General features: G+C 47.1%; 13 protein-coding genes. 7 read left to right on the forward strand and 6 right to left on the reverse strand.

Features of this window, described 5'->3' with window-relative positions:
* Positions 1-4: 4 nt before the first annotated feature.
* From ylqF to ctpC, 4 genes are all read left to right on the forward strand, one after another.
* Positions 5-847, forward strand: coding sequence for a ribosome biogenesis GTPase YlqF (ylqF, locus tag ACQ4M5_RS09730; protein WP_430675384.1), 843 nt, complete (start codon positions 5-7; stop codon positions 845-847).
* Positions 848-1,226: 379 nt separating this feature from the next.
* Positions 1,227-1,415 carry a hypothetical protein gene (locus ACQ4M5_RS09735; RefSeq protein WP_430675385.1) on the forward strand — a complete coding sequence of 63 codons (189 nt, stop codon included), beginning with the start codon at positions 1,227-1,229 and terminating at the stop codon, positions 1,413-1,415.
* A 109-nt stretch (positions 1,416-1,524) separates the two neighbouring features.
* The gene (gene ispG, locus ACQ4M5_RS09740) at positions 1,525-2,748 is read left to right on the forward strand and encodes a (E)-4-hydroxy-3-methylbut-2-enyl-diphosphate synthase (protein WP_430675386.1); all 1,224 of its coding nucleotides are present in this window, start codon (positions 1,525-1,527) and stop codon (positions 2,746-2,748) included.
* Positions 2,749-2,947: 199 nt separating this feature from the next.
* A complete protein-coding gene (ctpC, locus tag ACQ4M5_RS09745; protein ID WP_430675387.1) occupies positions 2,948-4,225 on the forward strand; it encodes a carboxyl-terminal processing protease CtpC in 1,278 nt (425 codons plus the stop codon).
* On the opposite strand, the gene ACQ4M5_RS09750 is transcribed toward ctpC, so the two are convergent.
* A complete protein-coding gene (locus tag ACQ4M5_RS09750) occupies positions 4,222-4,419 on the reverse strand; it encodes a hypothetical protein (protein WP_430675388.1) in 198 nt (65 codons plus the stop codon). The genes ctpC and ACQ4M5_RS09750 overlap by 4 nt on opposite strands.
* 176 nt (positions 4,420-4,595) lie before the next feature.
* On the opposite strand from ACQ4M5_RS09750, the gene ACQ4M5_RS09755 reads away from it, so the two are divergent.
* Positions 4,596-6,014: a type IV pilus twitching motility protein PilT gene (locus ACQ4M5_RS09755; RefSeq protein ID WP_430675389.1), complete on the forward strand. Its 1,419-nt coding sequence runs from the start codon at positions 4,596-4,598 to the stop codon at positions 6,012-6,014.
* A gap of 54 nt (positions 6,015-6,068) precedes the next feature.
* Here the strand turns inward: ACQ4M5_RS09755 and map are convergent, their stop codons facing one another.
* The 4 genes from map to ACQ4M5_RS09775 form a co-directional block, all read right to left on the reverse strand.
* Positions 6,069-6,830: a type I methionyl aminopeptidase gene (gene map / locus ACQ4M5_RS09760; protein WP_430675390.1), complete on the reverse strand. Its 762-nt coding sequence runs from the start codon at positions 6,828-6,830 to the stop codon at positions 6,069-6,071.
* Between the two features lie 65 nt (positions 6,831-6,895).
* The gene (locus tag ACQ4M5_RS09765) at positions 6,896-7,291 is read right to left on the reverse strand and encodes an acyl-CoA thioesterase (protein ID WP_430675391.1); all 396 of its coding nucleotides are present in this window, start codon (positions 7,289-7,291) and stop codon (positions 6,896-6,898) included.
* The gene (locus ACQ4M5_RS09770) at positions 7,291-8,541 is read right to left on the reverse strand and encodes an ATP-binding protein (RefSeq protein ID WP_430675392.1); all 1,251 of its coding nucleotides are present in this window, start codon (positions 8,539-8,541) and stop codon (positions 7,291-7,293) included. Before ACQ4M5_RS09770 ends, ACQ4M5_RS09765 begins: the two co-directional genes overlap by 1 nt.
* A gap of 1 nt (position 8,542) precedes the next feature.
* Positions 8,543-10,132, reverse strand: a complete 1,590-nt coding sequence (locus ACQ4M5_RS09775) for a site-2 protease family protein (RefSeq protein ID WP_430675393.1) — start codon at positions 10,130-10,132, stop codon at positions 8,543-8,545.
* Between ACQ4M5_RS09775 and ACQ4M5_RS09780 the strand changes: the two genes are divergently transcribed.
* Together ACQ4M5_RS09780 and ACQ4M5_RS09785 are read left to right on the forward strand one after the other, a co-directional pair.
* A complete protein-coding gene (locus ACQ4M5_RS09780; protein ID WP_430675394.1) occupies positions 10,110-10,832 on the forward strand; it encodes an MBL fold metallo-hydrolase in 723 nt (240 codons plus the stop codon). The two genes, ACQ4M5_RS09775 and ACQ4M5_RS09780, sit on opposite strands and share 23 nt — an antisense overlap.
* A 14-nt stretch (positions 10,833-10,846) precedes the next feature.
* Complete coding sequence (locus tag ACQ4M5_RS09785) at positions 10,847-12,484, forward strand: ArnT family glycosyltransferase (protein WP_430675395.1); 1,638 nt, start codon at positions 10,847-10,849, stop codon at positions 12,482-12,484.
* A gap of 249 nt (positions 12,485-12,733) precedes the next feature.
* Here the strand turns inward: ACQ4M5_RS09785 and ACQ4M5_RS09790 are convergent, their stop codons facing one another.
* On the reverse strand, positions 12,734-13,843 hold the full coding sequence (locus ACQ4M5_RS09790; protein ID WP_430675396.1) for an ATP-binding response regulator: 1,110 nt from the start codon (positions 13,841-13,843) through the stop codon (positions 12,734-12,736).
* Between the last annotated feature and the right edge of the window lie 22 nt (positions 13,844-13,865).

Raw genomic sequence — 13,865 nt, forward strand, 5'->3', positions numbered from 1 at the left:
TTCCATGTCTTCACCCCCGATCCAGTGGTATCCCGGTCACATTGCCAAAGCCGAAAGAGCGCTCCTTGAACAACTCAAGCGCGTTGATGTCGTGCTAGAAGTTCGGGATGCCAGAATTCCGCTCTCGACTCATCATCCGCAAGTCGATCAATGGATCGGAGAAAAGGGGCGAATTTTGGTGATGAATCGGGTCGATATGATTCCACAGAAAGCCAAAGAGCAGTGGATTCGATGGTTTGAAGAACGGGGAGAAGAACCGCTGTTTACGGATGCTCAACATGGGAAGGGAATTGAAACGATCGCGAAAGCCACCCAAATCGCAGGCGCAAAAATGAACCAGCGTCGGATCGATCGTGGTATGCTCACCCGTCCCGTTCGAGCCGTTGTGATCGGATTTCCAAATGTCGGCAAATCTGCATTAATCAATCGCTTACTGAAACGGCGTGTGGTTGAAAGTGCCCGTCGCGCAGGTGTGACACGACAACTCAGATGGGTGAGAATTTCTGATCAAATTGAATTGCTCGATGCTCCTGGAGTACTGCCAAACAAGCTCACAAATCAGGCAGCCGCGATTAAATTAGCGATTTGTGATGACATCGGAGAAGCCGCTTATGACAATCAACGGGTTGCCGCATCGTTAATCGATCTACTGCAATCGTCCTCAGCCGCATTGGAATCGAGATATGGACTCGCGATCGACAGGTTCACCGGAGAGAGCTATCTCAAAACTCTGGCAGAGCAAAACTATAAAGGCGATGTCGAACGCACCGCAAGACAGATTTTGACTGATTTTCGCAAAGGAAACTTAGGCGCGATCGCTCTAGAGTTACCGCCCGCTGAAGGTTAATAAAGTTACATCACTTCCACAAGCAAGGGCGCGATACTTTGAAGAAACGTGAATTTGTCTAATTTTTCCGGAGTAACATTGAAGCAATTGAAACAGGTAACACGGTAAAAACTGTTTTCTCAACTGCGGGAACCTTCCAATTTTGCATACGTCGCTTTGCACCAAGTCCAGAGCTACTCTGGGCTAGAGCGATCGCGCAAATTTAAAACTTGTTCACATCGATACCGTTTTTTTCAGGTAAATTCCTCTAAGATTTCATCCATTGGTTTTCGTCTAGCTCTGCAAGTCATCGCTCGAACCTGCAATTTCTAGAAGTTGCATCAAGTCCAGAGTTTGTTCCTATTAATCTTTGTTCCTTTGTGGCTGATGGGGTGTTGATATGGCAAGAATACGCGAAGTAGTTCAACAAGCGCTCACAACCGGACTTCTCTCGATCGAAGCCGAAAATCAGTTACGACTACTGCTCGCCTCAAAATACGATCGAGAAGACCTCCGCGCCTTTATGACCCTGCAATATGCAGCAATGGCAGGTTCTGTCAAACAAGAATCTCGGTTATGTCGAGGTTAAGCCGACCGAAAAATCGGTCAAAGCGTGCATTTCTATGGCAATCTGAAAGACAGAAACTCCTATCTGTAGGATTCTGTCTTTTTTGCTATCGAGCTATTACCACCGCGTTATGCAAACCTTGCCCACCCCGATCGTATCGGCTACTCCTGTTGTTCAGTACTCAACTGACACCACCATTCATCGTCGCAAAACTCGTTCCGTTCCCGTTGGTAGCATCTCGATCGGAAGTGATCATCCCGTTGCAGTTCAATCGATGATCAACGAAGATACGCTCGATATTGAAGGTTCAGTTGCGGCAATTCGTCGCCTGCATGAAATTGGTTGTGAAATTGTGCGCGTCACGGTTCCAAGTATGGCGCACGCGAAAGCGATGGAAGAAATTCGCGATCGACTTTACAAGACTTACCAACCCGTCCCACTCGTTGCCGATGTTCACCACAATGGAATGAAGATCGCGATCGAAGTAGCGAAGTACGTTGATAACGTGCGAATTAATCCAGGTTTATACGTTTTTGAAAAAGCGAAAACAACCGATTACACACAAGCAGAATTTGATGCGATCGGTGAAAAAATCCGTGAAACGCTCGAACCTTTAGTGATCTCCCTGCGCGATCAGAATAAATCGATGCGAATCGGTGTCAATCATGGATCGCTGGCAGAACGAATGCTATTTACCTATGGCGATACCCCAGAAGGGATGGTGGAATCGGCTCTGGAATTCATTCGTATTTGTGAATCGCTCAATTTCTACAATATTGAACTCTCGCTCAAAGCCTCGAAAGTTCCGGTCATGCTGGCAGCGAATCGCCTCATGGTGAAGCGCATGAATGAATTGGGAATGGCTTACCCGCTACATTTGGGTGTAACCGAGGCGGGAGACGGCGAATACGGTCGAATCAAATCAACCGCTGGGATTGGAACGCTATTGGCTGAGGGAATTGGCGATACGATTCGGGTTTCTTTGACTGAAGCTCCTGAGAAAGAAATTCCTGTTTGCTACGGCATTCTGCAAGCCTTGGGATTACGCCGCACAATGGTCGAATATGTCGCTTGTCCGTCTTGTGGTCGCACCTTGTTCAACCTTGAAGAAGTGTTGCAAAAAGTCCGTGAAGCAACGAGCCATTTAACAGGCTTAAACATTGCCGTTATGGGCTGTATTGTGAATGGACCTGGCGAAATGGCAGATGCGGATTACGGCTATGTTGGTAAACAGGCGGGCTACATTTCTCTGTATCGCGGACGGGACGAGATCAAGAAAGTCCCAGAAGATCAAGGTGTGATCGAACTAATCAATTTGATCAAATCCGATGGCAAATGGGTTGAACCTAAATGAATCGCTGAGTTGTGAGGTTTCTTCTCACTAGCGATGCTTCACAACTCAACCCTAGGACACAAATCTTTACTGATTTTTGGCTGCATCTACAAAACTTCATTCAGAAAACTGGACAATTATTACGGATTGCCTCTAAGTGCCTGTGTTAAATTGGGCATAACCTTTTTGTCACTTTTCCAGAATTTAAGCAGGTATAGCCATGACAAAACGAGCGCTTGTTCTAGGTGCGACGGCTGCCGCCGTGACCGCAGTGACCATCACCGGAGCCGGAATTCATCTGAATAAAGGGCAAGCGTTCTTTCGGGATAGTCCCAAAGAGCTAGTCGATGAAGTTTGGCAGGTGATCGATCGCAATTACGTCGATGCCACCTTTAACCAAGTCGATTGGAAAGCCATTCGCGCTCAGTATCTCAACCGAAACTACCGGGATAAGCAAGAGGCTTATAAGTCGATTCGGGAAATGCTGAAGCGTCTGGGCGATCCCTATACGCGCTTTATGGACCCGGACGAATTCCGCAATATGCAGATCGACACCTCTGGCGAATTAACCGGAGTCGGGATTCAACTGGCAGCGGATGAGAAGACGAAGAGATTGACGGTCATTTCCCCGATCGAAGGAAGTCCCGCTTCGTCTGCTGGGATCGTTGCCAAAGACATCATTAGTCAAATTGATGGCAAGAGCACCGAAGGAATGGACGTGAATAAGGCTGTGACGCTGATTCGTGGTCCAGTCAATAGTCAAGTCCGTCTCACCATTCAGCGAGGCACTCAGCAATTAGAATTCAACCTCACTCGTGCCAAGATCGAGATTCATCCGGTTCGTGCCAGTGTGCAGCAATCTCAACAAGGCAAGATTGGCTATATCCGTCTTGTTACGTTTAGCGCCAATGCTGCTCCAGAAATGCGAGAAGCGATTCAGAAAATGGAGAAAGAGAACGTCACGGGATACATTCTGGATCTGCGATCGAATCCCGGTGGCTTGCTTTATGCCAGCGTCGATATTGCTCGGATGTGGGTTCCCAAAGGCGGGATTGTCTCGACCGTCGATCGACAAGGCGTTTCGGATAAGGAAGAAGCGAATAACCGCGCTCTGACTGATAAGCCGTTAGTCGTTCTTGTCGATGGTGGATCAGCCAGTGCCAGCGAAATTCTCTCTGGAGCAATCCAAGATAACAAACGCGGCACGATCGTTGGTACGAAAACCTTCGGAAAGGGCTTAGTCCAATCGGTTCGTAGCCTTGGTGATGGATCAGGAATGGCAGTGACGATCGCGAAATATCTCACGCCAAGCGGTCGAGACATCAACAAACATGGCATCGCTCCCGATGTCGTTGTGGAACTGACCGAACCGCAGCGTAAACTCCTTCAGCAAGAGCGCGACAAAGTTGGCACAAACAATGACCCGCAGTTTGTCCGAGCGATGCAAGTTTTGGGGCAAGTGATTACCTCAAAACAAGGCAACCGCGCTAAGAACTAACTCGGCTGACACTTGCCCGATCGAATCAATCCGACGCGACGTGCGATCGCTTCTCCCTCTGAGGTGAATGGACCCCAATGTTCCACCGTCTCAGAGGGATTTGTCGTTTGAATCTTCTCCAACTCATCCTCGGTCAGAATTTGACACTGGGCATTTGGACGTTTTACTACATACCACCGATCAGACCCACTCATATCGCCCACCATCCCCTGTTGATACTCACCCGTGACATCTGGGAAAGCTTAATTCATGTTAGGGGTCTGGCATTCTCTGTGCCAAGGTTCAAACCGTAAAGATTTTCCAATTTCCCCTAAAAATCGCCCCATCGCCCCATTCGTTCACTGCTCAGGGATTTTATCAACCTAGGGATATGACACCAGACACACAGCGTTCCTCGATCGTGCAGTCCACCGAATCCACTGCTCCTCGTCCCGTCGCTCCGCCACCCGCACCCAGAACTCCTCCTGCTCCGCCACCTGCCATGCGGACGATGCCTGCAAATCCAATGACAGAAGCCACAGAAGCCGCTGTCAATGTGAATCAGACTGCCGCGACCGAAACGTTTGCGATGCCTGCTGCAACTCGTCCTGCAACTGCCCCGGCTCCCATTCCCGCAAGTTCACCCTCTGCGTCTTTGGGAACTCCAACGGGAGCGACTCCACCGCCTACGATAGGACATCGCCCGACCACACCACCGACGACCCCCAGTTCAGCGCGTCGTTCCAGCAATGCGCCGACTTTAGAGCAAATTATTCGCACTGCGTTTGATAAGGGTTTCTCGGATGTGCATTTAGGTGTGGGAGAAGTCCCGCGCTATCGGAATCGAGGTGAGATCGAAACGACTGAATGGGGCGAAACCGATCAGGCGACCTTCATGAGTTGGTTACGGGAAGTTCTCACCGAAGAGGAAATTAGCCAGTTTGAAGAAACGCTGGATTTTGACGGTGCAACTCAATACGAATTTGCACGGGTTCGGATCAATATTTTTGGGTCGCTGTATGGACCTGCGATGGTTCTGCGTTTGATCCCGCTGAAAATTCTGACGATGGAGCAGTTAAACCTACCTGCGGTGTTCAAAGATGTCTGTCACTATCACAAGGGCTTGATTCTGATTACAGGTCCAACGGGATCAGGTAAATCGACCACGATGGCGGCGATGATCGATTACATCAACAAAGAAATGCCGAAGAATATTATTACGATCGAAGACCCGATCGAGTTTATTCACAAGAGCCGCAAAGCGTTAATCAAGCACCGCGAAGTCGGAATGCACACTCGCAAGTTTGACAATGCTCTGAAAGCTGCTCTCCGGGAAGATCCCGATATTATCCTGGTTGGTGAAATGCGGGATAAAGAAACGGTGAATACGGCATTGAAAGCGGCGCAAACGGGTCACTTGGTGATGGGAACTCTCCACACCAATAGTGCGGTGAAAACGATCGAACGGGTTCTCAGTTTGTATCAACCGAGTGAACAAGCAACAATGCGGGTCGCACTAGCGGAATCTCTAGTTGCTGTGATTGCACAGGGCTTGTGTCGGACAACAGACGGCAAACGGGCAGCATTCCACGACATTCTGATCAACACGGATGCGATTCGAGATTACATTCGCAAGGGTGAATTGGATGAGATCGAGGCGATCATTCCTCGATGTGGATTTGACGGAATGTGTACGATGAATCAGTCGCTCTACAAGCTGTACGAGCAAGGTCAGATCACAGAAGAAGTCGCGCTCGAAATGTCACCGAAACAGAACGAGATGGCTCAAATGCTGCGCGGTCGAGTTTAGAATGTTCTGAAAGTTGTACAGTCGCCCCGGTGTGTTAAGCATCGGGGTTTTCTTTTAGGCTTGCGTCAGGATTTCATAGCCTGTAGAAGTGACTGCGATCGTATGTTCACATTGAGCCGAGAGTTTGCGATCTTTGGTCAAAGCCGTCCATTTGTCGGGCATGACTTCAACTTCCCAGGTTCCCTCGTTGATCATGGGTTCGATCGTAAAAACCATTCCAGGGCGCAATTTTTTCCCGGTTCCTCGTTTGCCGTAGTGCGGAATTTGAGGAGCCGTATGGAAAATATGACTGATTCCATGTCCGACGAAATCTTGCACAACTGAGAAGCCTTGAGATTCGGCATATTCTTGAATCGCTGCACCAATATCGCCAATTCTTGCGCCTGGTTTTACTTCATCCATGCCTAACTGACGGCATTTTTCGGTCACTTCAATCAATCGTTTTGCCAGCGGAGAAGGTTCTCCCACAAAGTACATTTTCGAGGTGTCGCCGTGGTAGCCATCGACAATCAGCGTGACATCAATGTTGATAATGTCGCCATCTTTGAGAATTTGTTTGGCGTTGGGGATACCGTGACAAACGCACTCATTCACGCTCGTACAAATCGATTTTGGAAACCCGTTGTAGCCAAGGGGAGCGCTTTTTGCTCCGTGTGCTTGTGTCCAACGTTCGGCTTCGTCATTCAGTTCTAGGGTAGAAACACCCGGTTTAACGAATGCCTCTAAGTGATTCAATAACTGCGCTGCGAGTTTTCCGGCTCGACGCATTTTTTCGATTTCGCGACTCGAAAGCAGGGTAATAACTTCTTGTTCCATATCGACCATGTTAGCGAGAATGGGTCTGACTTTGAGCCAGAGCGTATCGATTGTAGACTGAATTGTTAGTTGTTGAGCCAGTCAAGCAAAACTAGGGGAAGGTCTTGGCGCGATCGAGCTTTCACATCAATACAGACGTGACGGGTTAACGCTTTCGCGATCGCATGATTTGAATTCGCCAACTGATAGGAAATCTCGAATTCGCTCGGTTTTAATAAGGTTGGGGTGAGCGCGATCGTGATTTGATCCCCACAAAACATCGGTTTGAAAAAATCTACCTCAGCGTGAACGATCGGAACTGCGATCGTTTGACTGGAGAAGAACGATCGTAAGTCAATTCCACTGGCAGCTAGAGAGGCTTCATAAGCTTCGTGGCAGAAGTTGAGAACATTGGCGAAATAAACAACTCCTGCCGCGTCGGTGTCGGAGAAGTGAATCGATCGAGAATAAGTAAATGCCATTAGGAAAAGAGTTCAGCTTTGAGAAAGTCGATAAATTGACGTGCGGTTCTGCCCGATCGACCATTGTGCCGAGTCGCCCATTGTAAGGCTCGAAATTCTAAATCTTTGGAGTCGAGATTGATTTGAGCTTGAGCGGCTAAATGGTGAACGATTTTGAGATAAGTTGGTTGGTCAGCAGGCTCGAAAGTTAGGGTTAAACCGAATCGATCGCTAAACGATAACTTCTCTTGCACAGTATCCCAGTGATGGACTTCATCGGCATCTCGTGGACGCGGGCGATCGTCAAAAAATTCGCGGATTAAGTGTCGTCGATTTGAGGTGGCATACACGACAACGTTTTGCGGTCGTGCAGTTAAATTGCCTTCTAGAACAACTTTTAGCGACTTATACGCATCGTCATCCTCTTCAAAAGACAAGTCATCGACGAAAATCACAAACTTCTGAGGTAGATTTCGCAATTGTTCAACGATCGCAGGTAACGCACTGAGTTCTGATTTTGGAACTTCAATTAAACGCAGATTTTCATATTTTCCTAGCAGTGATTTGACGAGCGATGATTTCCCTGAGCCGCGACTGCCGTATAGCAAAATGTGAAGCGCGGGCAATCCAGCTAATAAAAATTCGGTGTTTTTTAGCAAGGTATCGCGCTGGGTTTCATAGCCGACTAAAGCATCGATTTGAATTGGATCAGGAGTTGAGATCGCATTCAAGCCCCCATTCTGCCACCGAAATGCACGATATTCTGCAAAGATACCTGTTCCAAATCGACGATAGAAATTGATTAGATCTGGAAGTACGATCGACCAATCTTCAAGCGATTCTAATTGTTTCTGAATTCGTTGAATTTCGATTTGTCTTGAATCATTTTTCTCATAATCAATGTGATCGCACCAAGCAACAGTATTTTGATTTAATAATTCGCGAATCTGTTGACTTCCGTATTGATAGATCTGTTGTAGGATTTTTAGATCGTGTTTAACAGCTTCTAGTAGTTCGTTTGGAATATTGCCTTGATGAACTTGTTGAGTAAATGGATTTTCTGAGGACAGAATTCTTGTTAATAAATAATCGCGCCAACCTTGACGGAGTTTTGCCAATCCTGAGAACCATTCGCTGTAAGCTGCGATAGCGATTTCAGGACGATCGAGATTTTGTAAAACGGTGAGAAACGATCGTGCAATTTCATCATTCAGCACATCGCGATAAATTAACAGCGATAAACAGTTTTGATAAAGCGCTTTTCCGTTCATCCTACATTCCCAGAGCAGTCGTTAAAAACTTCGGAGCAGGCAACACAAGAATCATCAGAATTACCAATGCCATTAACCCTACAATATCGCGGAATGAATCAACCTCAAGTACATCATTCAATGTCGGTTCATTCAATGCTGGTAACAATAGTAATAGCACTGCCCAGAGTAATAAATGCGGATATACGATCGCAAATCCCAATAGTAGAAACCTCGAAATTCGTCCGATTCTGGCTCCAACTCTTCGCCCAAATACGGCATGAATCATCCGTCCGCCATCTAACTGTCCGATCGGCATTAGATTAAACGCTGTGAATAAAACTCCAACCCAACCCGCGATCGCAGTCGGATGTAATCGAATTGCAGCATCAGGAGTTAATTCACGCCCGATCGCTAATTTGCCAAAAACCGCCAACAAAATCGAAAATCTCGGATCAAGCGCCTGAAAATTGAAGAGTCCGCCTTGATTCGGTAACGCCACCACACTCGACTGCACCAATCCCCAAGCCAGTAACGGAATACTGATCGTCAATCCCAAAAATGCGCCAACCAAGCCAATATCAAACAGCGCTCTACGATCGGGAATTCGTGATTTCAACTGAGTAAACGCGCCGATCGTCCCAATCGGGAAAAACGGCAGCGGAATAATCGGCACAAAGTACGGCAGCGTGATTGCAATCTTGTACTTTCGAGCGGTGATGAATTGCCCAAAACTTCGAGCCGCAAAAAAGACCAAAATCGGGATCGAATAAGGAAAACCGTTTTCCATTAAAGCTTGGAACGTCGGAACTCGTCCCACCACTTGCAAGCCCGCCCAATTTGTCGTAAAAAACGTCAAAAGCGCTAAAACGATCGCAGATCCAGGACGAATCAGAACTTGCGGATTTTTCCCCTCGATCGTTGCCGCTGGATTCATTACCAACTCAAAAAACGGCTCTCCAGGGTGATACTCCTGAAAAATCACATCAAAGCGATCGCCAAATTGCGCCTCGACGTTTTCTCGCACCGTTCGATAAGCGACATCAGGAGCCGTCCGCAACTGACCTCGACAAACGACTCCTTGCGGGTGATATTCCAAATGGCGTAAATAGAATACCGACCAAGGAAAGCAGGTTTGCAAGCTCGTTTCTTCGGCGGGATTGAGCGGGCGCAGACTCGCTAAATTAGGCGGTTGAATCTCAGGGGTCGGCTCTGAAGGGACGGGTGGCTCAGTGTCCATTGTCGATCGTGCAATCCGTCCGCGCTGAATCAAATAGAGATACAGCACCAAGCATCCAGCGAATAGCACGATCGAGTATTGTGTCGGCATTGTTTGCCCTCGGAATACGATCGTCCACACGACCATGACAAACACAGGCAGCATCGCCACCAGCCACAGGAGCCAAACCGGAGTTCGGGTGAGACTGGCGACCCACTGCGTGATAAAGAGGTATGTGATTAATCCGAGAAGCAAAAGCCAAATCATGTCCAAAGGATGGGGCAGAGAGCATAGAAGGAAGTCATTCGATCTGGCACAATCTAACGAGGCAGAATTGCCGTATTCTTTAGTTTGACCGATCGAGAAGCTTGTGCCACCAGAATCTTCAATCACGCCGCAGTCCCGAACGCCGAAACCGCCACGTCCCGTGTTTTCGGAAGAAGTTTGTCCTGGCATTGCACCGATCTTTGCGTTTCCACCCAATCGGGATACGCTCGGTGGTACATCCTATCTCATTGTAGAAAAAGATGGAAATTTGGTAATTGATTCGCCAGCATGGGATGAAAATACTCGATCGTTTCTCGAATCTCAGGGCGGGGTTCGGAAGTTAATCATCACGCATCGCGGCGGAATGGGAAAGGTGCGAGAAATTCAAGCCGCGTTCGATTGCGAAGTAATTGTGCAAGAACAAGAGGCGTATTTGTTGCCGAATGTAAAAGTTACTTCGTTCCAGGAAAGTTTTGAGATCAATCCAGAAATCCGAGTGATCTGGACTTCGGGACACTCGCCGGGATCAGCTTGTGTTTACTACTCTGCTTGCGGTGGGATCTTGTTTACTGGTCGGCATTTAATTCCGAATAATCAAGGTGATCCCGTTCCGCTTAGAACTGCAAAAACGTTTCATTGGAATCGCCAGATCCGTCATGTTCGCAAGCTTCTAGAGATGTTCAATTCAGAAACATTGCGATTTATCTGTCCGGGAGCGAGTTCGGGATTATTGCGAGGGAAATTCGCGATCGACAACGCTTATTCCAAGTTGGCACAACTCGATCTAGAAACTTGTCTAAAAGCCGAACCGCTGAATCTAGGATAAAATCCTTGCACAGAATGGAAGCAAGTCCTGTGAACTGGAAGCGATTTCTCCCGTATTTCACATTGTTATTGTGGGTGTTGCCGATCGTATTGATTCGCAATTCTCAACAGAGTTTAATGGCGCATGATGAAGGCATTTATGCGGCTCAGGCAAAAACGATTCTCAGCACTGGAGATTGGATCACACCACAATGGGGCGGAGGGACACCCGTATTCGATCGGACGATTGGAATTCAATGGCTGATTGCGGGATCGTTTTTGCTGTTTGGAATCAGCGAAGATTCTGCCCGATTACCAAGTGCGATCGCGTTTATTTTGAGTGTTCTATTGACTTATGCGATCGGGGTTCGGCTCACGACTCCTCGAATGGCTTGGATGGGAGCGGCAATCTTTAGCGTGATTCCATTAGTCGCACAATACGGACGATTAGCCACTCAAGATATGGCGCTTGTTTGTGTGGAATTAATTGAAATTTGGGCATTGCTGCTGGCTGAATCGTCTGTTAGACCTTGGCGATTTGTAGCGGGTTCAATGTTTGGTTGGGGATTCATGATTAAAGGATTCATGATCATTCCAGCATCGATCGCACTATTGCCTTATCTGATCGTTCAACATCGCCGCCATCGTCATCTACTCGATCCTTGGTTGTATGTGGGATTAGCAACAGGATTAATGTTACCGATCGGATGGTTGTGGGCAGCGGTTGAAAGAGATGGAGTTTATCGACTTCAAGAACTGTTTGGGAAACTGTTTCATCTTGGTGGACAAACTTATCAAGGTGCGAATCAGTTTTATTATTTTTGGAATATTCCTGCAAATGGTTTTCCTTGGATTTTCTTTTCACTCGGTGGATTGTGGTTAGCATTTCGCAATCCAGATACTCGATCGTTATTAAAATCAACTCAAAGACGGTTTTTGCTAATTGGATTTCCGATTGTTTTATTTGTTGAATTAAGTATTTTTGGAACACGAACGCATTACTATCCAATTCAATTAATGCCGTTTGCAGGACTGTTAGCCGCGATCGCACTTTCTCATCTCGAATATTTGTACAAAAATCGCAAGCGTACCGGATTCTTCATTGGGTTGAATCTTTTTATGGGTGCGATCGCAATGTTTTTTCTCGCGATCGTGAATCAGCGCATGAGAGTGGCTGAACTGATTGGAGATTCCATGCGAAGTGAGACGCTTTTATCGATCGCGCTTGTCGTTCTAACCGTTGGATTAGGCTGGTTTAGCTTGCCCGTGATTTGGGTGTTACGCAATCGAATTTCTCTTGCTCAATCGGCAAAATTCTGGACTGCGGCTTGGTTGCTGACTTCTTGGTTTGCGATCGCAACTTTGCACGTTACTGGATTATGGGGCGATTACGATCCGCAACTCAAACGATTTATTCAAATGCCAACAATTCAGGCAATTCTACAAGCTCAACCCGTGAGTTTTATTGTGAATGAAGATCAAATGAGTCGTGACGATCGTAAACGTTATCTATTACTCAATTTCTACACTCCAAAAATCGGTCAATATATCGAGAATCCCAAGATTTTGCCGAATACAGAATACGCTTGGATCGATCCAAATCTTGCCAAAACGCCTGACCTTAACTATCAGATAGAAGACATATTTGAAGGCTGGGTTTTGGCAAAACGTTGACTGTCTGACGAATTCTATTCGCTGAGCCTCATGATTCCTAAGAGGGTATTTGAGAAGTATAAAAAGCGGCTTTGCTGCGTTGCGAGTTCGCCCGGAAATAAATCTCCGGGCTAATGGAGGAAACCCCGCTGAAGCGGGCTAAGAGAGTCATACGGAGTTCTTAGCCCAGTTTAGTGGGCTTCCCCGATTAGCCCGGAGATTCATTTCCGGGCGGGTAAATGCGATAAACGATTACTTCTCAAACACTCTCTAATGCGTCGGCAAATAAACAGTAAACGTACTACCTTTACCAACCTCCGTTGTGAGATTGATCCGACCGTTGTGAGCTTCCACAATTCGACGAGTCAAATGCAGTCCTAAACCGCTACCCGATCGCTTGTGTTTACCCGGAATAAAGCTCTCAAATAAAGTCGCTCGATCGCTCTCTGAAATTCCCGGTCCCGTGTCTTGTACCTCTAACTTAATTGCAGGAACTAATCCCGTATCGACTCGAATTAATCGAACGGTAACAGAGCCTTCATCGGTAAATTTAATTGCATTTCCAACTAGATTTGTCATCACCCGATAAAGTTCTAATCGATCGCCTTTTGCAGTGTAATCTTCCCCTTCGTTGAATTCTAGATTTAACTTGAGATTTTTATCGATCGCTAAAGGCGAGAGTTCTTTTACGACCTCTTGCGCCAATTCCGCTAAATTCACCGGAGAGAACACTAATGTTTTCCGTCCTGCTTCGTAGCGATATACCTCTAACAAGGTATTCACCATCGTGAGCAAGTTGGCGTTACTGCGAATCATCGTTGAAATCGCATCTTGCACATCGCCAGAAAGCTCACCTAATGCCCCTTGAGACATTAGATTCAACATACGATCAGCAGCAACTAATGGCGTTCTTAAATCATGCGTTAGTCGAGAAACAAAGTCCTCACGTTGACGAGCAATTTGATCGCGTTCATCCACACTGTGCTTCAATCGCAACAATGCTCGAACTCGCGCCAACAACTCATCAAAATGAACAGGCTTCCGAATAAAATCATCTGCACCCGTATCCAAGCCTTGAGCGACACTCGGCTGATCATACGCAGTCGTGAGCAAAATCGGCATAAACGGCAACGAAGGATTGGCGCGAATTCGCCGAGTCACTTCATAACCGTCCATTCCCGGCATCATGACATCAAGCAACACCAAATCCGGTGGAGACTGTTCAATAATCCGTAATGCTTCTTTGCCACTATCCGCGAGTTCAACCTGATAGCCTTCGTCCTGCAAAATTGCCTGAATCAGCAAACAGTTATCGGGTGTGTCATCAACCACAAGAATGCGATCGATGGTGCGGGAACGTGTGAAAGGGGAGTGGTTCATGCAATCCACCTACAGATAGGCA

This window comes from Leptolyngbya sp. AN10, from assembly GCF_050565645.1.
GTDB lineage: Bacteria > Cyanobacteriota > Cyanobacteriia > Leptolyngbyales > Leptolyngbyaceae > Leptolyngbya.